This is a genomic window from Pseudomonas sp. ANT_J12, assembly GCF_008370045.1.
Taxonomy (GTDB): domain Bacteria; phylum Pseudomonadota; class Gammaproteobacteria; order Pseudomonadales; family Pseudomonadaceae; genus Aquipseudomonas.
The window spans coordinates 24,621-46,443 of the sequence record NZ_VOBN01000005.1 but is presented as its reverse complement, the minus strand read 5'-3'; the positions used below and the strand labels follow the sequence as shown (position 1 = coordinate 46,443).

General features: G+C 60.2%; 18 protein-coding genes. 7 read left to right on the top strand and 11 right to left on the bottom strand.

All coding sequences use genetic code 11. From position 1 onward, the window contains the following. Positions 1-508 precede the first annotated feature (508 nt). The 8 genes from FQ192_RS13210 to FQ192_RS13175 form a co-directional block, all read right to left on the bottom strand. Positions 509-1,291 carry a MetQ/NlpA family ABC transporter substrate-binding protein gene (locus FQ192_RS13210; RefSeq protein ID WP_149659005.1) on the bottom strand — a complete coding sequence of 261 codons (783 nt, stop codon included), beginning with the start codon at positions 1,289-1,291 and terminating at the stop codon, positions 509-511. Between the two features lie 497 nt (positions 1,292-1,788). Then, complete coding sequence (locus FQ192_RS13205) at positions 1,789-2,718, bottom strand: sigma 54-interacting transcriptional regulator (protein WP_149659004.1); 930 nt, start codon at positions 2,716-2,718, stop codon at positions 1,789-1,791. Between the two features lie 53 nt (positions 2,719-2,771). Beyond that, on the bottom strand, positions 2,772-3,353 hold the full coding sequence (locus tag FQ192_RS13200; RefSeq protein ID WP_133840072.1) for an alpha/beta hydrolase: 582 nt from the start codon (positions 3,351-3,353) through the stop codon (positions 2,772-2,774). A gap of 310 nt (positions 3,354-3,663) precedes the next feature. After that, on the bottom strand, positions 3,664-4,065 hold the full coding sequence (locus tag FQ192_RS13195; protein ID WP_003220570.1) for a biopolymer transporter ExbD: 402 nt from the start codon (positions 4,063-4,065) through the stop codon (positions 3,664-3,666). Between the two features lies 1 nt (position 4,066). Continuing rightward, complete coding sequence (locus FQ192_RS13190; RefSeq protein WP_149659003.1) at positions 4,067-4,792, bottom strand: MotA/TolQ/ExbB proton channel family protein; 726 nt, start codon at positions 4,790-4,792, stop codon at positions 4,067-4,069. 45 nt (positions 4,793-4,837) lie between these two features. After that, on the bottom strand, positions 4,838-5,662 hold the full coding sequence (locus FQ192_RS13185) for an energy transducer TonB (RefSeq protein ID WP_149659002.1): 825 nt from the start codon (positions 5,660-5,662) through the stop codon (positions 4,838-4,840). 366 nt (positions 5,663-6,028) lie between these two features. Beyond that, positions 6,029-6,382 (bottom strand): hypothetical protein, encoded by a 354-nt coding sequence (locus tag FQ192_RS13180; protein ID WP_149659001.1) that lies wholly within the window; start codon positions 6,380-6,382, stop codon positions 6,029-6,031. A 120-nt stretch (positions 6,383-6,502) separates the two neighbouring features. Further along, on the bottom strand, positions 6,503-8,854 hold the full coding sequence (locus FQ192_RS13175) for a TonB-dependent receptor (RefSeq protein ID WP_149659000.1): 2,352 nt from the start codon (positions 8,852-8,854) through the stop codon (positions 6,503-6,505). 165 nt (positions 8,855-9,019) lie between these two features. Here FQ192_RS13175 and FQ192_RS13170 point away from each other — a divergent pair, with 165 nt between their 5' ends. Continuing rightward, entirely contained in the window at positions 9,020-9,964 is a 945-nt protein-coding gene (locus FQ192_RS13170; protein WP_149658999.1) for a LysR family transcriptional regulator, read from the top strand. Between the two features lie 212 nt (positions 9,965-10,176). After that, on the top strand, positions 10,177-11,793 hold the full coding sequence (locus tag FQ192_RS13165) for an alkaline phosphatase family protein (protein WP_149658998.1): 1,617 nt from the start codon (positions 10,177-10,179) through the stop codon (positions 11,791-11,793). Positions 11,794-11,909: 116 nt separating this feature from the next. Here FQ192_RS13165 and FQ192_RS13155 read toward each other — a convergent pair whose 3' ends face one another. Beyond that, complete coding sequence (locus FQ192_RS13155; RefSeq protein WP_149658997.1) at positions 11,910-12,815, bottom strand: TauD/TfdA family dioxygenase; 906 nt, start codon at positions 12,813-12,815, stop codon at positions 11,910-11,912. A 183-nt stretch (positions 12,816-12,998) separates the two neighbouring features. Here FQ192_RS13155 and FQ192_RS13150 point away from each other — a divergent pair, with 183 nt between their 5' ends. Then, positions 12,999-13,919 (top strand): LysR family transcriptional regulator, encoded by a 921-nt coding sequence (locus FQ192_RS13150; RefSeq protein WP_149658996.1) that lies wholly within the window; start codon positions 12,999-13,001, stop codon positions 13,917-13,919. 149 nt (positions 13,920-14,068) lie between these two features. On the opposite strand, the gene FQ192_RS13145 is transcribed toward FQ192_RS13150, so the two are convergent. Continuing rightward, a complete protein-coding gene (locus tag FQ192_RS13145) occupies positions 14,069-15,082 on the bottom strand; it encodes an ABC transporter substrate-binding protein (protein ID WP_149658995.1) in 1,014 nt (337 codons plus the stop codon). Positions 15,083-15,465: 383 nt separating this feature from the next. On the opposite strand from FQ192_RS13145, the gene FQ192_RS13140 reads away from it, so the two are divergent. Genes FQ192_RS13140 through FQ192_RS13130 form a run of 3 tightly spaced genes read left to right on the top strand, consistent with a single transcriptional unit; the run spans position 15,466 to position 19,501 of the window. Next, positions 15,466-17,064: an ABC transporter permease gene (locus tag FQ192_RS13140; RefSeq protein WP_149658994.1), complete on the top strand. Its 1,599-nt coding sequence runs from the start codon at positions 15,466-15,468 to the stop codon at positions 17,062-17,064. Continuing rightward, on the top strand, positions 17,061-17,876 hold the full coding sequence (locus FQ192_RS13135; protein WP_149658993.1) for an ABC transporter ATP-binding protein: 816 nt from the start codon (positions 17,061-17,063) through the stop codon (positions 17,874-17,876). The genes FQ192_RS13140 and FQ192_RS13135 overlap by 4 nt, the downstream gene beginning before the upstream one ends. A gap of 14 nt (positions 17,877-17,890) precedes the next feature. After that, positions 17,891-19,501 carry an arylsulfatase gene (locus tag FQ192_RS13130; protein ID WP_149658992.1) on the top strand — a complete coding sequence of 537 codons (1,611 nt, stop codon included), beginning with the start codon at positions 17,891-17,893 and terminating at the stop codon, positions 19,499-19,501. 91 nt (positions 19,502-19,592) lie between these two features. Here the strand turns inward: FQ192_RS13130 and FQ192_RS13125 are convergent, their stop codons facing one another. Further along, complete coding sequence (locus FQ192_RS13125) at positions 19,593-20,666, bottom strand: fatty acid desaturase (RefSeq protein ID WP_149658991.1); 1,074 nt, start codon at positions 20,664-20,666, stop codon at positions 19,593-19,595. Between the two features lie 100 nt (positions 20,667-20,766). Here FQ192_RS13125 and FQ192_RS13120 point away from each other — a divergent pair, with 100 nt between their 5' ends. Continuing rightward, on the top strand, positions 20,767-21,771 hold the full coding sequence (locus FQ192_RS13120; protein WP_149658990.1) for an AraC family transcriptional regulator: 1,005 nt from the start codon (positions 20,767-20,769) through the stop codon (positions 21,769-21,771). Positions 21,772-21,823: the final 52 nt, after the last annotated feature.

Sequence of the window (21,823 nt, the reverse complement as noted above, 5' to 3'; positions counted from 1 at the left end):
TGAACGGTGGATAACCGTCCGGCAGGCACCGACTTTAAAGGTATAAAAAGAGGAATTTAAATACCGTTAAAGCATATTGATATCACACAAAAAACTATCTCGTGGATTTGCGGCAACAACAGATGACGGCTATTTTCCTTTTCGCTGTAGGAAGGATCTTTTTTTCAAAAAGCCCCTCCAAGGACGCACAGCTTTTGGCCAGACTCCGGCCAAACCCATCACAAGGAAGAGAAGAATATGGCTGACGTAAAAGCACCGCAGCGGCTGGACCCGCAGGACATCGTGAAGTTGTTGGTGGCGTTGCGCCGGGCGTTGAAGGCGCAGGCGGCCTGAAGAGCGCTTTGATCGTTCCCACGCTCCGCGTGGGAATGCAGCCCGTGACGCTCCGCGTCACTGGACGCGGAGCGTCCCTAGAGGCATTCCCACGCAGAGCGTGGGAACGATCACGCCGACGCTAGCATCAGCCGTCGGAGTTCGAAACCTTGAAGGGGTTTAAAGCGGCGTCAAATCAGAACGCTGGCAATACCGCGCCGTTGTACTTCTTGGCGATGAACGCTTTCACTTCCGGGCTGGTCAGGGCTTTGGCCAGTTTCTGGATGGCGTCGCTGTCCTTGTTGTCCGGACGAGCCACCAGGAAGTTCACGTACGGCGAATCGGCACCTTCAATCACCAGTGCGTCTTTAGCCGGGTTCAGGCCTGCTTCCAGCGCGTAGTTGGTGTTGATCATGTCCAGGTCGACCTGGTCCAGCACACGCGGGAGCATGGCCGATTCCAGTTCCTTGAACTTGAAGTTGTGCGGGTTCTTGGCGATGTCTTTCGGGGTAGCCAGGGCGTTTTTCGGGTCTTTCAACTCGATCAGGCCAGCCTTCTGCAACAGGATCAGGGCGCGGCCGCTGTTGCTGCCTTCGTTAGGGATGGCGATGGTGGCGCCGTCCTTGAGCTCAGCCAGGGTTTTGACTTTCTTCGAGTAGCCGCCGAACGGTTCGACGTGCACGCCGATCACGGTGACAAGGTTAGTGCCTTTGCCTTCGTTGAAGCTTTTCAGGTACGGCAGGGTCTGGAAGTAGTTGGCGTCCAGACGCTTCTGATCGACCTGGACGTTCGGCTGAACGTAGTCGGTGAAGACTTTGATTTCCAGATCCACGCCTTCTTTGGCGAGGGTCGGTTTGATCAGTTCCAGAATCTCGGCGTGTGGGACCGGGGTCGCCGCAACCACCAGTTTCTCGCCAGCCTGGGCCAGGCTTGCAGTCAGGGCAGCCGCCAATGCGGTGAACAACAGAACCTTTTTCATGCAGTGTCCTTATCGGAAATCACGGTCGCTTATGGCGACGGCTATTAGTACGAGTGCCAGTGAAGTGCTATCGCTGGCGTGAAGCGGACAATACCGGGATTTTTTATTCCCGAACAATATCTTTTATTCACTTTGATATTCCATTTTGTTCATACAGCTCTAGCTCGCACATTACCTGTAGGAGCGAGGCTTGCCCGCGAAGGCGTCCTTCATGACACACCGCGTCGTCTGGGTTCGCGAGCAAGCTTTGCTCCTACAGCGATAGCGTTCTTCCTGATACACCGTGTCGTCTGGTTCGCGAGCAAGCTTTGCTCCTACAGCGATAGCGTTCTTCCTGATACACCGTGTCGTCTGGTTCGCGAGCAAGCTTTGCTCCTACAGCGATAGCGTTCTTTCTGACACACCGTGTCGTCTGGTTCGCGAGCAAGCTTTGCTCCTACAGCGATAGCGTTCTTTCTGACACACCGTGTCGTCTGGTTCGCGAGCAAGCTTTGCTCCTACAGGAGTGCGGCGTTTTTTAGCAGTTGTTTCAAGGCTGTTTGTTCCGCCACAGATCCATTGCCGAGAATCTGTTTGATCTGACTCTCAATCTGCACCAATGAAATAGGCACCTCCGGCAAATTCAAATGCTCCGGCAAGATCTCATCCCCGGTGCTCACCAGCAGCGCGAAGTGAATGACGTTCTCCAGCTCCCGGGTGTTGCCCGGCCAGCTGTGAGCCTCCAGCACCTGTTGCGCGGCTTCGCTGATCAGCGGCACGGGCAGGTCCAGGCGTTGGCTGTAGATGCCGAGGAAATATTCCGCCAAGGACAGAATGTCGCCCACTCGCTCGCGCAACGCCGGCAATTCGAGCTGGCCTTCGCTGAGGTAGTGATAAAGCCGTTCGTGAAATTTTCCCGCTGCCACGGCTTGGGCCAGGTCGATGCTGGTGGCGGCGACCAGGCGCACGTCCACCGGGCTCGGCTGGGGCGCGCCGACGCGGGTGACTTCGTGGTTTTCCAGGGCCGACAGCAACTTGATCTGGATCGGCAACGGCAAGTCGCCGATCTCGTCCAGGTACAGCGTCCCGCCATTGGCCGAACCAAACCAGCCGGCGCGACTGCTGGCCGAGCCGGTGTAGCTGCCGGCGGCGTAGCCGAACAATTCGGCGTCGGCGTAAGTGGGACTGATCGCGCCGCAATTGACCGAGACGAACAACCCGCCGCGATCACTGGCGCGATGAATGTGGCGCGCGAGCAATTCCTTGCCGCTGCCGGTTTCGCCGCGAATCAATACGGAAATGGCGCGTGGGGCCAATTGCTCCAATTCCTGGCGCAACTGCCGCGAGCGTGGATCGACGAACACCAGCGCTTTGGCGCGAATGCTCAGGGGGCTTTTTTCGGCGTCGGGGAAGGTCAGCAGCGGCTGACCGAAGGCTTCAAAACTCATGGCAGACTCCCGCCCAAAACCGCCGGGAGACGGGGGCGTTGAAAAAATAGAAATCAGGCGCGGCGCAGGGCGTGATGCTCCATGCGGTTTTGCAGGCGATAGAGATAGGCAAAACCCTGCTCCCAACGCTGGTGACCGGACTTGACGTTGATGTGCCCGGCACCCGAGAGAATTCCCGCCTCGGCGCCCCAATTGCGGGCCAGCTCCATTGCACGGGGTGCACTGACGGCGCTGTCGTTGTCGGAGCTGACGACCTGGCTCGGGAACGGCAACAGGGTGGTCGGAATCGGTGCGAAATTACGCAACGCTGGCGAGCACGCCGGGCGTTCGACGTCCGCCGGCGCGACCAGCAAGGCGCCGCGCACTTGCCGCAAAAACTGCACCGGCGCGGTGGCAGCCCAATGGGCGACGGTGATGCAACCCAGGCTGTGGGCGATCAGGATCACCGGCGTGCTGTCGGCGGCAATCGCCTCGGCCAGCGCCGCGACCCAGTCTTCACGGCGTGGCGTCAGCCAATCGGCCTGCTCCACCCGTGCGCTGTTCGGCAGACTGTTCTGCCAATGGCTTTGCCAATGATCTTCCGGCGATCCTTGCCAGCCCGGCACAATCAGGTAGCGAATTGATTCGTTGCGCATGGGGGAGCTCTCCTGCTGCGTGTCTGTTCCTGATCGAGTATAGGGACGAGAGTTATATTCGTTAAGGAATAAGAAGCTATTTATTAAGACCTATAAAGAATATGAAGCCGGATACTGATCGTTCCCACGCTCTGCGTGGGAATGCATCCTGTGACGCTCCGCGTCACGACATTGGAAGGGACGCGGAGCGTCCCGGGCGGCATTCCTTTGCTGCGCGTGGGAACGATCGTTAGAGCGTGGGAACGATCTTTACGCCAAAAAAAAGGGCCGCACCCTGCCAAGGAGACGGCCCCGGAAAACTTGAAATCTGTTAACGCGCGGTAATCACCGACAACTTGGTAATCCCCGCCCGCTCGATCGACGCCATGGCCCGCGCCACTTCGCCGTAGTTCACCCCGTCATCGGCCTGCAACTGCACGCGCACTTCCGGGTCCTTGGCCTTCGCCGATTTCAGGTTGAATTCCAGCAAGTCCGGCTGGATTTCATCCTTGTTGATAAACAGCTTGCCGGCGCCGTCGATGCTGACCACCAGCGGGTCTTTCTGCTCCACCGGGGCCACAGCCTCGGTCTTGGGCAGGTTGATCGGGATCGCATTGGTCAGCAACGGCGCGGTGACGATAAACACCACCAGCAGCACCAGCATCACGTCCACCAGCGGTGTCACGTTGATCTCGCTCAGCACCTCATCGCTGTCTTGCGTGGAGAAGGCCATATCAGGACGCCTCCTTCACTTTCTGCGCGCCACCCTGGGCCACGACTTTGTGCGAGGTCGGATGAATCAACAGGCGGAACGAACTCTTCTGCGCCAGGCTGTAGAAGTCGTGGGCGAAGTCATCCAGGTCCGCCGCCGTCAGTTTCAGGCGACGCAAAAAGTAGTTGTAAACCAGCACCGCCGGCACCGCAACGGCGATCCCTACACCGGTGGCGACCAGCGCCGCACCAATCGGCCCGGCCACGGTTTCCAGGCTCGCCGAACCCGCCGCGCTGATACCTTTCAACGCTTCCATGATTCCCCACACCGTGCCGAACAAACCAATGAACGGCGAGGTGCTGCCAATACTCGCGACCACCGCCAGCCCGGTTTCCAGCGAACGACGTTCGCGGACGATCTGCTGACGCAAGGCGCGCTCCAGACGATCCTGATGATTGATCGCCTGGCTCAAATCATTGGCCTGCGGCGCTTCACCCACCTGGATCGCCGCATAACCGGCCTGGGCCACACGGGCCGCAGCACCCGGTTGGGTTTCGCTTAACTCGGCCGCCGAATCAAGACTCGACGCCGCCCAGAACTGTTTATGAAACTTGCGATCCTGGGCTTTCAGGCGACCGAACTGCACGCCCTTGAGCAACGCCAAACCCCAGGTGGCAACGGAAAAAACCACCAGCAGCCAGATCACCGCGCCTTCGATGGATTCAAGTGGAGAGGCCAGTAACGTCATGATGTATTCCCTCGTGTAAATTTTTTGCGCGAAATTGGTTTCGGTTTAATGAATCTTGAAATCGATGGGCACGCTGACCCAGCCATCCTGGGCGACATCACCTTGCTTGGCCGGCACGAAGCTCCAACGCTTCACCGCGTTGAGCGCGGCCTCGTCGAGCTGATCACGACCACTGCTTTTCTGAATCTGGATTTCGCCGGGCTTGCCGTTGGCCAGCACATGCACTCGCAACAACACCGTGCCTTCCCAACCGCGGCGCTGGGCCAGGGACGGGTATTCCGGCGCCGGGTTCTTCAGGTACGCGGCATTGGCCGAGGCCGGGGTCACTGGCGCGGGCGCCGGTGGTGCGGGCGGTGCCGGAGCGGCAACAGGCGCTGTCGGTTGTGGCGGCGCCGGTGGCTGTTCAACGGCTTTAGGTGCCGGTTTCGGTACAGGTTTGGCGACCGGTTTTGGTTTAGGAATCGGCTTCGGTGGCGGCGGCTTCACGGCCAACTCGTCTTCCACCGGCGGCGGAGGCTCGACCACCTGTTGAACCGGTGGAGGTGGTGGCGGTGGTGGCGGTGGCGTCTCGACCACGGGCGGCGCCGGGCGCGAGAACTCGATAGTCATCGGCGGAATTTCCGGCGGTACGATCGGCAGTTCCTTGATCGGCTGCTGGTTGACCCAATAGATCACCGCGCCATGCACCAGCAACGCCAGCACACCGAGCAGGATCGCTTCGCGCCGGCTCAGGATGCCCTTGGGCGCCCGCTGCAAACGCAACTGGCCCAACGGCACGCGATGCACCCGGCCGAGGTCGACCAACTCGCCACTCGGCGCCTGGCGCCAGAGCAGCTCATGTGCGCCGGCGGCGGTCTGGACATTGCCCATTGATTAACTCCCTGCGGTCTCTTTGCGAATAACCCGATGACACCCCGCACTGAATCCCCCGCGAGGTGTATCGATGGGCCAATCATTGGGCCTGACGCTTATCTCTTAAAGTAATCTTTGAAGTTATGGATAGACCCAGATCGTATATGTGAAACGGTCAATTTCGCCAAAGCCACGTCCTGTAAGGCTTGTAGCGGGACTCGAAAAAGACAATGCATTTCAAGCATTGAAAGTATTCGTGGAAGGTATGAACAAAAAAGTTTTGCAGACGAATAAGCGCAAAAAAAAGGCCAATACATATCAATGCATCAGCCTTATTGCCGAATTAGATTTGTTCACCAACACAAAAAATCTCTATATAGATCTTCACTCGGTTACCACGTCATGGCCTTCTGTGTACGGGTCCCTTGGTAAAGATAAATCGCTCCACACCCCCCTGGAGCGATCTTTCGGAAGCCGTGCCCCCTCAAATTCAGAAAAGCCCGGACTGCCATCTTTATAGGGAGCAATGAGCTCCCAATCATCCACGCCCGTGCTGAACCAGACAAATGTTCGCTGTCTGTCATTATAAAAATGAAAATTCCCGTTTATTTCTTCAGTGACACCCGTCGACTTAAGCCCCATGCGCCCAGAAAATTTTCCGGACGCCTCATCATGCTTTTCTATTGATAAAGAATAATCACCCGAACTATCGTAAGTACTACTTAAAGGATTAGACATGGGGCAACCTCTACGCATTAAAGTTAATAAAAATCCTCCATAAAAAATTAATTAACAAACGACTTTCCAGCAACTGTCATAAATGACAGCTACTTATATTCGTTTGCTATAACTTCGAAGTTAGAAGTCATAACGACCCGTCACACCCAGCGTCCGAGGCGTACCGAGCAACCCTTCATAACCACCATTGCCGCCCGTCCACAGCGTTGTGTAATAGGTTTTGTCGAAGGCGTTTTTCAGCCACAGCGACACATCCCACTGCCCCTGGTTGAAGTCGCCGCGCAGGCCTGTGGATAAGTTGACCACCGCGTAACTCGGGATCTGCCCGTAGTCGGAATCCTCCACCGTGCCCACCGCTTTGGAACGGAACGCGTAGCTGGCGGTGACGTATTCTTCGAAGCCGTTGCTCAGGTTCCATTTGTATTCGCCGTTGGCGTTGCCGATCCATTTCGAGGCGCCGACCACCTGGTGGCCGCTGAGGTCGCAAGAGGCCGGCGCGCCTGGACGCTGGCTGACTTCCGGCGGGCACGGGGCATCTTTGTAGGAGAGGTAGCTGACGTCGTTGAAGGAACCGTTGAGGTTCAGGGTCAGGCCGCGCAACGGGATGATCGTGCTTTCGACTTCCACACCGCGCGAACGCACCGAGCCGGCGTTGGTCAGGTATTGCACGCGGTTGACGTCGTCGTAGGCGTTGGTCTGGTAGGCGTTGACCTGGGTCCAGAACACATTGGCGTTGAGTTGCAAACGACGGTCCCACAGGGTGCTTTTGAAACCGAGTTCGGCGTTGTTCGCGCGCTCGGTGCCGATCAGCAGCGAGTCGGCGCCGGCGGTGGGTGCGGAGCCGACCGCGAGGTTCACGCCACCGGATTTTTCGCCGTGGGACAAGGTCGCATAACCGAGCAAATCATCGGTAAAGCGGTAGCTCAGGTTCAGCAGGCCGGAGGGGCTGGAGCTGTACTGATTCAGATCGCCGGAATCGTAGGCGCCAGTGCGACCACGTCTGGCCGTCGCCGCCGCACCGGTCACCGCCGCGCCACCCACCGGTGCATCGCGAGTGACCCAGGCGTTTTTCTCTTCGTAGGTGCCACGTACCCCGGCGGTGAAGTCCAGCCGTGGGGTGAGGTGCCAGGTGCCTTGGGCAAACAACGCAAAGCTGTTGGTTTCGATATGACCGTTGCCGACGCTGTCGACGTTGGCCAGTGCACCCCGTGGCGTGCCGTTCCAGATGTCGGCTTGCGGGCCGTAGTAGGCGAAGGATTTGTTGTCCAGGTCCGAGCCGAAGTAGTAGGCGCCGAGCACGTAGTCGAAGAATTCGCCCTTGGGCGACGCCAAACGAAACTCCTGGGAGTACTGCTTATCTTCCACCGAGACCCCGGCGTTGTAGCTCGCCGGTACGTTCAAGCCGTCGTCATTGCGCGGGGTGAAATTCCACCAGCGATAGGCGCTGACCGAGGTCAAGGTGAAGTCGCTCGGCAAGGTCCAGTTAGCCTCCACCGACGTACCGCCCTGATGCACCGTGACGTGTTGATCGTTATCCAGATTGACCTTGCGATGGGAGCCGTTGACCAGCGTCGCCCCCGCCGCAGCGGCCCGTGATTCGTAGAGATTGACGCCATTGATGGTCGGCCCGGTGCTGTACAGCACGCGGGTGCCGGCGCTGGAATCCTCTTCGTTGTAATCGCCGATCCAGCGCAGGTTGAACGACTCGTTGGGCTTGAACAGTAACTGGCCACGGAAGCCTTCGCGAGAACCACCGTTCAAGTCGTGGCCGTTGAATTCGTTCTTGATGTCGCCGTCGCTGCGGGTGCGATACGCGGAAAAGCGCCCGGCGAGTTCGTCGTTCAGCAGCCCGGAAATCGTGCCCTTGGTCTGGAAGTAACCGTCCTCGCCCACCGAAGTTTCGATGCTGCGTTCCGGGGTAAACGAGGGCGCGCGGGTGCTGATGTTGATCACCCCGGCGGTGGTGTTCTTGCCGAACAACGTGCCTTGCGGACCGCGCAGCACTTCGAGTTGTTCGATGTCCATCAGGTCGAACACCGCCATGCCCGGCCGCCCGAGGTAGACGTTGTCGATGTAGAGCCCGACGCTGCCTTCAAGTCCATCGCTGGCCGGGTTGTTACCGAGGCCACGAATCGACACGCTGGACTGACGCGCATGCATGTAGGCGACGTTGACGCTGGGCACCAGTTGCTGCAAATCCTGAATGCGATAGACCCGCTGGGTTTCCAGGGCCTGGCCGCTGACGACGCTCATCGGTGTTGGCACGTCTTGCGAGCTTTCTTCGCGGCGACGGGTGGTGACGGTCACGGTTTCCAGCTGCGAACTGTCGGCAGTGGGTTTGCTGGCAGGTGCCGCTTCGGGCGTTGTGCTGTCGGCCGCATAGGCCTGGGCACTGCCCGCCAGCAACAGGGCCAGGGGCAGGCGTTTGAGCCGTCGGGGCGATAAGGGCGAGGCAAGGTTCAACGGACTCATGGGGCGGCTCCTGGTCAAAAAACACGCAGTGACATTCAGCAGTGCATATTCTTTTAAGTTATTTATTTATGTTTTTACAAAGATTTACTGCATAAGAGATTGCCTTTATAAGGAGTCCACCCGATGCATATCCAATGCATTCGCCCGATATTTTTTATGTGAAAAATGCATATCGATTTGCGCCAACTCCGCCACTTCATCGCCCTCGCCGACCAGCGCAGTTTTGTCGCGGGCGCCTTGGCGGTGAACCTCTCGCAATCGGCGTTCAGCCGCAGCATCCAGGCCCTGGAACACAGCGTCGGTTGTCAGTTGGTGGATCGCGGCCGCAAGGACCTGGCGCCGACCAAACAGGGCCAGGTATTGCTCGAACATGCACGGCGCCTGGTCAGCGGCGCGCAGCAGATGGCCAACGAGATCAGCCAGTTCAATGGCCTGGAGGCCGGGGAGTTGCGCTTCGGTTGCGGCCCTGCACCGGCGGCGGGGTTGATCCCCCGAGCCATCGGCAGTTTTATCGGGCGCTATCCGAAAGCGCGGGTGCAGTTTCAGGTGGACGATTGGCAGAGCCTGAGCAAGCGATTGCTGAGTGAGGAGTTCGAATTCTTTGTCGCGGACACCCGCTATTTCGAAGCCGACCCGGACTACCTGACTCAACGCCTGCGCCCGCGCAAATGGCATTTCTGCTGCCGCGCCGGGCATCCTTTGGCGGCGCGTGAAAGCGTCAGCGCGGCGGAATTGATGAGCTACCCGATGGCCGTGACCATCCGCCCGCCAAACCTGCGCAAAGTCATCGTCGACTTGAGTGGCCGCCCGGATTTCACGCCGAATGTGGAATGTGAAAACAGCTCCAGCTTGCTGAGCGTGGTGATGCGTTCGGATGCCATCGGGATTGTCGGTGCTTATTCAGATGCGCTGCATTTGGCCAGAGGTGAATTGGTGTGTTTGAAGATCGATGGGCTGGCGGATGATCTGGAGGAGTTGTACACGCGGTACGGGATTGTCAGCCGCGCCGGGTATCGCTTGTCGCCGTTGGCCGAGGCGATGATTGCGCAGATCAAGGCGATTGATGCGGTGGATGAGGAGGTGTGTTCGCTGGAGAATCTCGCTGTCTGATCGGGCCTCTTCGCGGGCAAGCCTCGCTCCTACAGGATTGGGGTCGCGCCAATATCGGGATCAACCCGCCCCTGTAGGAGCGAGGCTTGCCCGCGAAGGCGTCTGTCCGGCCAACGATGCACCCGCTGCATAAAACCCATTCCTCAAATGCACTTGCCTCTACCCCGTCCAACCAGCGAAAACCCTCGCCTGTCTTCCGATCGGTGAACCCCATGCCCAACACCCAAAACCCCGTGCGCAACGTGCTGTACATCATGTGCGATCAACTGCGCCGCGATTACCTGTCGTGCTACGGCCACCCGCATTTACACACGCCGAATATCGATCGCCTGGCCGCCGCTGGCGTGCGTTTCAGCCGCGCCTACACCCAAGGCACAATCTGCGGGCCGTCGCGGATGTCGGCCTACACCGGGCGCTATGTCAGCAGCCATCAAGTGGCGTGGAACGCCGTGCCGTTGCCCCTGGAAGAACTGACCATCGGTGACTATCTGCGCCCGCATGGCATCCGTACCGCGCTGGTGGGCAAGACCCACGCCACGCCTAATCTGGATGCCTTGCAACGGCTGGCGATCGATCCTTCCAGCGAGCAGGCCGACGTGTTGAACGAGGTGGGTTTCGAAGCCTTTTTCCGCCACGACGGCATCTTCCCCGACGACCCACTGTTCGACGACAAACGCGAGTCCGCGCCCTACACCCATTACCTGCGTGACCACGGTTTCGACGGTCGTAATCCGTGGCACGACTGGGCCAACGCCGCCGAAGGCGCCAAGGGCGAAATCCTCAGCGGCTGGAAAATGCGCAACGCCCATCTCCCCGCACGCGTCCCCGAGCAGCATTCAGAAACCGTCTACACCACCGACCGCGCCATCGACTTCATCGCCGAGCAAGGCGAGCAGCCGTGGTGCCTGCACCTGTCGTACATCAAACCGCACTGGCCCTACATCGCCCCGGCGCCGTATCACGCGCTGTATGGCGCCACGCAGGTGATTGAACCGGTGCGCGCAGCGCTTGGCGAGGAGAGCGATCACCCGGTGTACAACGCGTTTCGCCAACACGAAGAGAGCCTGAATTTCTCCCGGGATGAGGTGCGGTTGAACGTGGTGCCAACCTACATGGGGCTGATCAAACAGGTCGATGATCAGCTCGGGCGATTGTTTGATGTTCTGCAGAGCAACGGGCGCTGGGACGACACGCTGATCGTGTTCACCAGCGATCACGGCGACTTCCTCGGCGATCATTACCTGGGGGAAAAAGAGTTTTTGCTGGACCCGGCCGTGGGGATTCCGTTGATCGTGCGCGACCCGCGAGCGGCGGCGGATGGCACCCGGGGATCGGTGGACGATCGGCTGGTGGAAACCATTGATGCGCTGCCGACCTTTCTTGAGGCACTGGGTTTGCCGAGCGCGGATCACCGGCTCGAAGGACGCTCGCTAATCCCGTTGCTGCATGGCGTGAAAACCGACTGGCGCCGCTATGCGATCAGCGAATACGACTACGCCTTCCAGGCCCCGGCGCGGGAGCGTCTGGCGCAACCCATCGACCGTTGCCGCATGACCATGGTGCGCAGCGAGCGCTGGAAATACCTGGCGTATGACGGGTTTCGGCCGCAGCTGTTTGATTTGCTGAATGACCCGCAGGAGTTGCGCGATCTGGGCGCGGACCCGGCGTTTGCCGCCGTTCGCGAAGAGCATGCGGGGTATCTGTTTGAGTGGGTGCGCGGGTTGAAACGGCGCACCACCATCAGTCATCAGGAGATTGATCTGCGCGGGCAGCGGTTTCGGTATGGCGAGCCGCAGATCGAGAAGTTGGTGCAGATCGGCGTGTGGTAACCCATATTGTGGCGAGGGAGCTTGCTCCCGCTGGACTGCGCAGCAGTCCCTTTTTTTGGGGCCGCTTCGCGGCCCAGCGGGAGCAAGCTCCCTCGCCACAGAGTAGGTGCTCGGCCTCAAATCCCTTTGATGGTCTGACTCCGCTGCCCCGCCACGCCCACCGGCACTTCACCCTTCAACGTCACCCGCCGCACGATCCGGTCCTGCGTCCCATAGTCATCCACCGCGTAATGCTGGGTCGAACGGTTATCCCAGATCGCCACATCACCCGCCTTCCAGCGCCAGCGCACGGTGTTTTCCAGGCGCGTGACATGGCTTTGCAACAGGCCAAACAAATGTGCCGAATCCGCTTGGGAGTAGCCCTTGATGCGCTTCACAAAGTGCCCCAGCAGCAAGCTCTTCTCGCCGCTGATCGGGTGCACGCGCACTACCGGATGCTCGGTTTCGTAGACGGTGGAGGTGAAGATCTTGCGGTAGCGCTCCAGCTTCTCCGCCGACACGTCGGGCTTGGCCCCGGCGTAGTCGTATTCGTTGCTGTGCACGGCGGTGAGTTTGTCCGCCAGTTCTCGCAGCTCCGGCGCCAGTTCGTTGTAGGCGGTGGCGGTATTGGCCCAGAAGGTGTCGCCACCGAACGCCGGGGCCACTACCGAGCGCAGGATCGAGGCTTTCGGGTAGGCGTCGACGAAGGTTACGTCGGTGTGCCAGGAGTTGGCGCGCTGGCCTTCCGCGCCGTCCAGTTCCAGCAGGTAACGGGTGCCGTCGCGCACCGGTACGGTCGGGTGCGCCACCGGTTCGCCGAGCAAGTGGGCGAAGGCTTCCTGGCTCTGATCGTCGAGTTGGGTCTGCTCGCGGAAGAACACGACTTTGTACTGCACCAGCGCTTGCTGGATCGCTTCGACGGTGCCGGCGTCCAGCTCACCGGAAAGTTGCACGCCGCGGATCTCGGCGCCGATCCGACCGGCCACCGGATGGATTTCAAGCGCGTGAACAGCGGGTTTTACAGCTAAAGCGGCATTGCTCATGGGTAGACCCTCGATCGGACTGCTAACGGTTGAACGGCAACTAAACATTGCTCTATCTATATTCAATTTAGGTCTAATAGATATTCACATGCTTCGTTGACGGAATAAGAGCTTGCATTTAAAACCTCAAACAACCCTCGTCGCAAATGCCTTCGAGCTATTTTTAGGATGCCGGAAAAGCATATGGATCTTCGCCAGTTGCGCTACTTCATCGCCCTTAACGAGCACCGTAGTTTTGTCCGCGCGGCCGACGCCATGGGCATTACTCAACCGGCGTTCAGCCGCAGTATCCAAGGGCTGGAGCAAGAATTCGGTTGCGTGCTGGTGGACCGAGGCAACAAGGATCTGCGCCCCACGCCCGAGGGTCAGGTGGTGCTGCAACATGCCCTGACCCTGGTGCAAGGCGCGGCGTTGCTCAACGCCGAAGTGACGCAGATGACCAAGCTCGACGCCGGCGAACTGCGCTTCGGCTGCGGCCCGGCACCGGCGGTGAAACTGGTGCCGGATGCGGTGGCGCAATTCATCAACGCCCACCCGAAAGTGCGCACCTGTTTTCAGGTGGATAACTGGGAAAAACTCAGCCGCGCATTGACCCGGGATGAGATCGAATTCTTCATCGCCGACATCCGTCATTTCGAGGCCGACCCGAACTTCCAGACCCAGGCCCTGACACCCAAGCGCGGGGTGTTTTTCTGCCGGCCGGGGCATCCACTGCTGGTCAAGGACAGCCTGTCCACCAATGACATGTTCGACTATCCGCTGGCGACCACATTGATCCCGCCGGGCATCCGCAAACTGCTGGCGAACCTCAGTGGGCGGATGGATTTTTCACCGACCATCGAGACCGAGCACTTTCCGGCGCTGGTGAAGATTGTGTTGCAGTCGAATGCGATTGGCATTGGCACCGAAGAGGCGTTTGTCGAGGACATTGCCCAGGGTTCGCTGGTGCTGCTGCACTGGCGCAATTTGCCGCAGAACGTCGAGAGCATGAATGCGCGATGCGGGATTGTCAGCCGCACCGGGTTCCGGTTGTCGCCGGCGGCGCGGGCGATGATCGAGACGTTGGTGGCGGTGGATAAACAGCAGATCGCTGTCGCGGTTTGAATGCATTTGTGGCGAGGGAGCTTGCTCCCGCTGGACCGCGAAGCGGTCCCAAACCAGCCAACGCGATGACCCGCAAAGCAAAGCGATCACCGGAATACGACTGCTACGCAGCCGAACGGGAGCAAGCTCCCTCGCCACAGGTGTTCATATCAAAGCTCGGCAGCCGCCAACTCCGGCACCACCCAATCCGTCACCTTGAACGGCTTGCGAATCAGCTTCTGCTGCGAAGCCAGATCCACCGCATCCTGCAATTTCCCGAGGAATACCGGGTCCAGGGTCGAGGGGAATACTTCGCTCAATTTCTGATCCTGCAAATCCTGCTGAAGAATCAGCGGTGGATAACTCGCCAGCCCTGACACCAACTGGATGTACGCGTCCTTGTTGCTGTCCTGGGTCAGCCACTCCACTGCTTGCTGCTGCGCTTTCAACAGTTTTGCGACGACGTCGGGATGCTCGTCGACAAACTTTCCGGTGCCCACCAGCACACTCTGAATACTGCCGGCGCCGCCCAAATCTTTGGTGTTCAACGGCAACTCGGCCAAGCCCTTGGCCCGCAGCGCGGTCAACCCGGAGCTGCCCCACGACGCATCGATCTGCTTGGCCGCCAACGCCGCCACCGCACCGTTGAAGTCCAGGTTGATCACCTTCACGTCCTTCTCGCTCAAACCCTGGCTGGCCAGCGCCGCATCGAACGACAACTGCGTGGCGGTGCCACGGAAGATCGCCACGCGTTTGCCCTTGAGGTCTTGCAGGGTCTTGATCCCCGAACCGGGCACCACGCCCAGATACTGTTTCACCCCGCGCGCGGAGGCGCTGAGCAGCCGCGTGTCCAAACCGTTGGACTTGCCGATGATCGCCGCCAAATCGCCGAGGTAAGCCAGGTCCACCTGACCGTTGGCGAACGCTTCGTTGATCACCGGACCGGCGCCCTTGAAGAAGCTCCACTGAATCTTGATGCCCTGATCGGCGAAGGCTTTTTCGTAGATCTGCTGGTCGCGCAATACATCCGCTATGCCGCCGCCACTGTGTTGCGTACCGGCGCTGAGGTCGGGCACGGCGATCCTGATTTCCTTGAGTTCATCGGCGTGGGCGGTAAACGCCAGCAACCCCGCCAGGGCCGGGATGGCGAACAGACTGATGACACGTTTGAAGGGACGATTCATGGGTGCGGCTCCTGGTGGCGACGGCGTTGAGGAGCAGAACGTAGGCTGAATCGGGCCCAGCACTTAAATACTATAAATTCACATTTTTATAGCTTTTAGATCTATGCCAGGCAACGCGGGTGTCTTGGGCGGGTATGCATAAACAGCATCGAAAATATTCTTCGAATGCATTGGATGCGTGTGGGCTGGAGGCCTTAAATGGCTTGGCTTATCTCTCAATAGCATTGATTCAATTTTTTATAGATCGATTTCGCATACACCGAAGACCTGTAGGAGCGAGGCTTGCCCGCGAAAGCGTTAGTACATCCAACATTTATGGTGACTGACACTGCGCCTTCGCGGGCAAGCCTCGCTCCTACAAAGGTCAAAAACGGAGGTCATCCATGGCCCGTGTTTCCCTTCTCAGCCTGCCGCTGGCCGCCCCGCCGCTCAACGGTCGACGACTTTGGCCCAGCCTGAGCCAACGCCTGTTGCCCTGGTTGTTGCCCATCAGTCTGTTCGCCCTCTGGTGGCTGGCCAGCCGTAATCACTGGATGAGCGAGCAGATCCTGCCGGCGCCCTCGCTGGTGTGGAGCAGCGCGGTCGAACTGTCCCAGGGCGAGTTGTGGAGCCATCTGTGGATCAGCCTGCAACGCCTGTTCTGGGGCTTGCTCGCCGGAGTCAGCGCCGGCGCCATCCTCGGCGCGGCGCTGGGTTTCAGTCGGCGCCTGGAGCGTCTGGTATTCCCGACGTTCGCCGGGTTGGCGCAAGTGCCGACCCTGGCCTGGATTCCATTGTTCATGGTGTTTTTCGGCATCGGCGAAGTGCTGAAACTGGTGGTGCTGGTCAAAGCCATCGTGGTGCCGGTGACCCTGCACACCCTGGTTGGCGTGCGGGATGCCCAACCCAAATTGCGCGAAGCCGCCGCCGTGCTGCGCCTGCCCACTCGCTTGTTGATCCGTCGCCTCATCCTGCCCGCCGCCCTCCCTGCCTTCATGGCCGGCGTACGGTTGGCATTGGCCGCCGGTTGGACCTCGTTGCTGGCCGTCGAACTGCTGGCCTCCAGCGAAGGCATCGGCTACCTGATGGTCTGGGCGCGGCAGTTGTTCATGCTCGACATCGTGTTCGTGGTGATCGTGGTGATCGGTTTTATCGGTGTGGCGATGGATCGCGGCATCGGTCTGCTGGATAAAAAACTCGTGCACTGGCCGCATCCCGCCACTGCCGAAATTCGTCGCGGCCCGCGCTATGCCGGGTGGCAGCGGGTACAGCCGTGGCTGTTGCCGCTGGCGCTGCTGGCGTTGTGGCAAGTGACCACGGATCAGCAGTGGATCGACGCGAATATTCTGGTCAGCCCATTGGCCGTGTTGGCAACCACCTGGCACGGTTTGCTCGACGGCACGTTGCTCGGCGGTATGGCCCTGAGCCTGGGCCGCACCCTCGGAGGTCTGCTGTTGGGCGGCGGCCTCGGGTTTGCGCTAGGCTTGTTGCTGGGCCTGTCGCGCACCAGTGAACGGGTGCTCGGCCCGACCCTCGCGGCGATCCGCCAGATCGCGATTTTCGCCTGGGTGCCACTGCTCACCGCGTGGTTTGGCCTGGGGGAATTGGCCAAGTGGGTGTTCGTCGCCCTCGCCGCGTTTTTCCCGCTGTTCATCGCCACCCAACGCAGCGTCGCCAACCTCTCGCCGCAGCTCAATGAAGCGGCGCAGGTGCTGCGCCTCAATCTCGGCCAGCGCCTGCGCCGTCTGGTCTTGCCCGGTGCTGCGCCAGGGATTTTCGCCGGCCTGCGCCTGAGCCTGATCTACGCCTGGCTCGGCACCATCGGCGCCGAATATTTCATGCCGTCCAACGGCGGCATCGGCAGCCAGATGATCGGCGCGCAACAACTGCTGCGCATGGACCTGATCATGGCCGGCATGCTCCTGGTGGGCCTGACCGGCGCCCTGCTCAACCTTATCGGCCAACGCCTGGAAATCCGCGCGACCCGCTGGAGACACGCATGAACGCACCGATTGTCAGCTTCAACCACGTGGGCAAATCCTTCGATGTCGATGGCTTTGAACTGGAGGCGATTCGCGAATTCAATCTGGAGATTGCCGAGGGCGAATTCGTCGCCATTGTCGGCTCCAGCGGCTGCGGCAAATCGACGTTGCTGCGACTGCTGGTAGGCCTCGACACGCAGTTTCGCGGACAGATCACCGTGGACGGCAAAGCGGTCAGCGGCATCGGTGGCGAGCGCGGGATCGTGTTTCAGGAACATCGATTGTTCCCGTGGCTGACAGTGGCCGACAACATCGGCCTGGGCCTGGTCAACGAACCCTTGAGCGCCGAGCAAAAGCAAAAACGCGTCGACGATTTCATCGAGCTGGTGGGCCTCAAAGACTTCACCCGCGCCTACCCGCATCAACTCTCCGGCGGCATGGCGCAACGAGTCGCCATCGCGCGCGGCCTGGTGGCCAGCCCACGGATTCTGCTGCTGGACGAACCCTTCGGCGCCCTCGATGCTCTGACCCGACAGCAGATGCAGGACGAGCTTCTGGCGATTCGCAGTCGCGCAAAAATCACCACGATCCTCGTGACTCATGACGTCGAGGAAGCGATCTTCCTCGCCGACCGCGTGGTGGTGATGGAGCCGCGCCCCGGACGCATCAAGCAAGTGGTCGACATCGCCCTGCCCCATCCGCGCCAGCGCAGCAGTTTTGACTTCCACCAATTGCGCGAAGAGCTGCTGCACGAGCTCACCAGCGACGACCACTACCAACCCACCGTGCCGGTGCAGATCCGTGACCTGCCGCTGTCCTTCATTGCCTGCTGAACAGGAGATTTTTGATGCCGCAACGTCCCAACTTTCTGGTGATCCTGGCCGATGACCTGGGCTTTTCCGATATCGGCGCGTTCGGTGGTGAAATCGCCACGCCCAACCTCGATGCCCTGGCCAACAACGGCCTGCGCCTGACCGATTTCCACACCGCACCCACCTGTTCGCCGACCCGTTCGATGCTGCTGACTGGCACCGACCACCACATCGCCGGCATCGGCACCATGGCCGAAGCGCTGACTCCGGAGTTGATCGGCAAACCGGGTTACGAGGGTCACCTCAACGAGCGCGTGGTGGCGTTGCCTGAGTTGCTGCGCGAGGCCGGTTACCAGACGTTGATGAGCGGCAAATGGCACCTGGGCCTGACCGCTGAACTGGCGCCGCACGCACGGGGTTTCGAGCGTTCGTTCTCGCTGCTGCCCGGCGCCGCCAACCATTACGGGTTCGAGCCGACCTACGATGAACACACGCCTGGCCTGCTGAAATCCACCCCGGCGCTGTACATCGAAGACGACACCTTTGTCGAAGAACTGCCGAAGGATTTCTATTCCTCCGATGCCTTTGGCGACAAGCTTTTGCAGTACCTCAAGGAACGTGATCAGACCCGGCCGTTCTTCGCGTATTTGCCGTTTTCCGCGCCGCACTGGCCGTTGCAGGCTCCGGCCGATGTGGTTGAAAAATACCGTGGTCGTTATGACGCGGGTCCCGAAGTGCTGCGGTTGGAGCGACTGGAAAAACTCAAGGCCTTAGGCCTGATCGACGCCGATGTCGAACCTCATCCGCTGATCCAGCTCACCGCCCAATGGGATGCCTTGAGCGACGAACAACGCCAGGTGTCCGCCCGGGCCATGGAGGTTTACGCGGCGATGGTCGAGCGCATGGACTGGAACATCGGTCGCGTGGTCGATTACCTGCGCAAACAGGGGCAACTGGACAACACCTTCATCCTGTTCATGTCCGATAACGGCGCTGAAGGCGCGCTGCTGGAAGCCTTTCCGAAATTCGGTCCGGAGCTGCTGACCTATCTGAACCAGCACTACGACAACAGCCTGGAGAACATTGGCCGTGCCAACTCCTACGTCTGGTACGGACCGAGTTGGGCCCAGGTCGCGACCGCACCGTCACGGCTGTTCAAGGCCTTCACCACTGAAGGCGGGATTCGTGTGCCGGCGCTGGTGCACTACCCGCAACTGCCGCTCAAGGGACAGATCAGCCATGGGTTTGGCACGGTGATGGACATCACGCCGACGATTCTCGACCTGGCCGGCGTGCGCCATCCCGGCAAGCGTTGGCGTGGCAAGGACGTGGCGCCACTGCGAGGAAAATCGTGGCTGGGGTTTCTGTCCGGTGAAACGGCGCAAGTGCATGACGAACACACGGTGACCGGGTGGGAGTTGTTTGGACGCAGGGCGATTCGGCAGGGGCAGTGGAAAGCGGTGTACATCCCCGGGCCGGTGGGGCCGGCGACCTGGCAGCTTTATGATCTGGGGAGTGATCCGGGGGAGATTCATGATTTGGCGCTGTTGCAGCCGGACAAACTGGCTGCGCTGATTGAGCATTGGCAGCGGTATGTGGATGAAACCGGGGTGATCTTGAGTGAGTCGCCGTTTCAGCCCGACTAACCACCGATCGTTCCCACGCGCAGCAAAGGAATGCAGCCAGGGACGCTCCGCGTCCGGTGAGGCATTCCCACGCAGAGCGTGGGAACGATCATCACACCCGCACACCTTCTACCGGTTGCCCCTGAACTTCCTCCTTGCGCACAAACCGATTCGCCCGCCCAAACGTCCCGAAATCATTGAACCTCACCCCCATCTCGCGCATGACCTTATGCGCCACCGGCACGGTCATCTGGCGGATGTAGAACGGCTCCTTCACCACAAAATGATGAATCCCGTGGCTGCTGCCGAAGTTGAAGCAGAACGCCTGCATCGGCCACATCCACCACGGGTTCAGCACCTGGGTTTGCTGGATCACATTGCCCAGTTCCACATCACCGTAGTAATGCATGTTCGAGCTGACAAAGTGCAGGCAGAAAGTGCGCAACACGTTCGGCCCAATGATCACCACCGCTGCGATATCGATCACCTGCATCACCGACAACGTGGTCGCCGACCATTCAATCGACGTGCCCATCAGGGACGCGATGCCATTGGCGGCATGGAAGCCGAGAAACACATACCACGCGCCCCAATGCACCAGCGCCAGCGGCGCATAGACCTTCAACGTGCGCTTGATGATGCTGAACTTGTGCGCCCAGGTCTTGGCCCGCAGCATGCGGATAAACGCCGACATCACGTTATCGCCCACCATCAGCAACCGCGCGATGCCCCAGGGCTCGCCGTTGGTGATCGCCCGTTCTTCCATGTCGGTTTCGGTGCCGGAGACCTTGTGGTGGTTGAGGTGCAAATGCCGGCGAATCCACGGGTTGATCGTGCTCGGCCGCGCCAGCCAGACCAGGCCCATCATCAGGTTGTGCGGCACGCGTTGTTTGCGGAAGTACATGCTGTGGATCAGGTCGTGTTCCAGTTCGTGGGTCAACGAGGCGAAAAACGCATTGAGCAGCAGGCACACCCACCCGGCCATGTGCCCGGTGATGTAGAGCGCCGCCGAACCGATCATCCCGGCCAGGGCGAAGGCCAGGATACCGGCGCCCAAGGCGTCTTGATGGGTGAGAATCGGGTAGCGTTTTCGCAGTTCAACGCCTCTGGCCAGCACCACTTCGCGAATATGGGCTGATCGTTGGGCTGCATTCAGTCGCTGGGGACTTGCAGAAGTACCGTCCATGCTTCCATCCTCTGGTTATTGATGGTCACATCCTGCCTTGTGATGCCCCACAAGACGGTAGCCGTGAACGCCAACCTGTTGACCGGAAGCGCCAATCAGCATGACTGAACCGACCTCCCTCGCCAGCTGGACCCGCGCCCTGCGCAAGCAACTCGATGCGTTGGGCCTCGACAGCACCGCCCTGTGCCACCAGGCGGGGCTTGACCCGCAGTTGATGGACGACCCTAACGCCCGTTATCCGTTGTCCAGCACCACGCGCCTGTGGGAAATCGCCGTGCAAGTCAGCGGCGACCCGGCGATTGGCTTGCGGGTGTCGCGTTTCGTCAGCCCGACCACCTTCCATGCGCTCGGTTATGCGCTGGTGGCCAGCGGCAGTCTGCGGGAGGTGTTCGAGCGCATCGTGCGTTATCACCAAGTGGTCAGCGATGCCCTGGAACTGGAACTGACCCGCAGCGATGACCGCTACCGCTTTCGCCTGAAAGTCCCGCCCGGCAACCCGGCACCCGCCTTCGAAGCCATCGACGCCTTTGCTGCGATCTACGTGCGCACCTGCCGCAATCGCCTGGGCCGCGACTACGCCCCGCTGGCGGTGTACCTTCGCCGCCCGGAACCGGCGGACCCGCACCAATGGCACAAAGTGTTCCGCTCGCCGGTGTACTTTGCCGCCGCCGAAGATCGACTGGAATTCGCCCTGGTGGACTTCGAAAGTCACCTCGACGACGCCAACCCGGAACTGGCCGAACACAACGAAACCGTGCTCAAACGCACCCTCGCCCAGCTCAAACCCCTGACCTGGGAACGCAAGGTACGCGACGCCATCGAAGAACAACTGCCCGAAGGCGAACCCAGCGCCGAGCACATCGCCAAGACCCTGCACCTGAGCCTGCGCAGCCTGCAACGGCACCTGGCGGACGAGGGTTGCCGGTTCGACACGTTGCTCAACGAAAGCCGCGAGAACCTGGCGCTGCTGCACCTGCGTGATCCGCAGTGTTCGTTGAGTGAGATCAGTTATCTGCTGGGGTTTGCAGATACAAGCAGCTTCAGCCGCGCGTTCAAACGCTGGACGGGGATGACGCCGGGGCAGTTTCGGGATGGGTTGCGCTGACGGATTTTGGAAATGGGTTGCCAGGACAGGCCTCTTCGCGGGCAAGCCTCGC

Bases quoted from the DNA above. Each gene is read 5' to 3' on its own strand.
- FQ192_RS13165 (WP_149658998.1), top strand. From the start codon at position 10,177: ATGCCCAACACCCAAAACCCCGTGCGCAACGTGCTGTACATCATGTGC.
- FQ192_RS13210 (WP_149659005.1), bottom strand. From the start codon at position 1,291: ATGAAAAAGGTTCTGTTGTTCACCGCATTGGCGGCTGCCCTGACTGCA.
- FQ192_RS13175 (WP_149659000.1), bottom strand. From the start codon at position 8,854: ATGAGTCCGTTGAACCTTGCCTCGCCCTTATCGCCCCGACGGCTCAAA.
- FQ192_RS13185 (WP_149659002.1), bottom strand. From the start codon at position 5,662: ATGGGCAATGTCCAGACCGCCGCCGGCGCACATGAGCTGCTCTGGCGC.
- FQ192_RS13120 (WP_149658990.1), top strand. From the start codon at position 20,767: ATGACTGAACCGACCTCCCTCGCCAGCTGGACCCGCGCCCTGCGCAAG.
- FQ192_RS13130 (WP_149658992.1), top strand. From the start codon at position 17,891: ATGCCGCAACGTCCCAACTTTCTGGTGATCCTGGCCGATGACCTGGGC.
- FQ192_RS13200 (WP_133840072.1), bottom strand. From the start codon at position 3,353: ATGCGCAACGAATCAATTCGCTACCTGATTGTGCCGGGCTGGCAAGGA.
- FQ192_RS13150 (WP_149658996.1), top strand. From the start codon at position 12,999: ATGGATCTTCGCCAGTTGCGCTACTTCATCGCCCTTAACGAGCACCGT.
- FQ192_RS13190 (WP_149659003.1), bottom strand. From the start codon at position 4,792: ATGACGTTACTGGCCTCTCCACTTGAATCCATCGAAGGCGCGGTGATC.
- FQ192_RS13205 (WP_149659004.1), bottom strand. From the start codon at position 2,718: ATGAGTTTTGAAGCCTTCGGTCAGCCGCTGCTGACCTTCCCCGACGCC.
- FQ192_RS13155 (WP_149658997.1), bottom strand. From the start codon at position 12,815: ATGAGCAATGCCGCTTTAGCTGTAAAACCCGCTGTTCACGCGCTTGAA.
- FQ192_RS13140 (WP_149658994.1), top strand. From the start codon at position 15,466: ATGGCCCGTGTTTCCCTTCTCAGCCTGCCGCTGGCCGCCCCGCCGCTC.
- FQ192_RS13170 (WP_149658999.1), top strand. From the start codon at position 9,020: ATGCATATCGATTTGCGCCAACTCCGCCACTTCATCGCCCTCGCCGAC.
- FQ192_RS13125 (WP_149658991.1), bottom strand. From the start codon at position 20,666: ATGGACGGTACTTCTGCAAGTCCCCAGCGACTGAATGCAGCCCAACGA.
- FQ192_RS13180 (WP_149659001.1), bottom strand. From the start codon at position 6,382: ATGTCTAATCCTTTAAGTAGTACTTACGATAGTTCGGGTGATTATTCT.
- FQ192_RS13195 (WP_003220570.1), bottom strand. From the start codon at position 4,065: ATGGCCTTCTCCACGCAAGACAGCGATGAGGTGCTGAGCGAGATCAAC.
- FQ192_RS13145 (WP_149658995.1), bottom strand. From the start codon at position 15,082: ATGAATCGTCCCTTCAAACGTGTCATCAGTCTGTTCGCCATCCCGGCC.
- FQ192_RS13135 (WP_149658993.1), top strand. From the start codon at position 17,061: ATGAACGCACCGATTGTCAGCTTCAACCACGTGGGCAAATCCTTCGAT.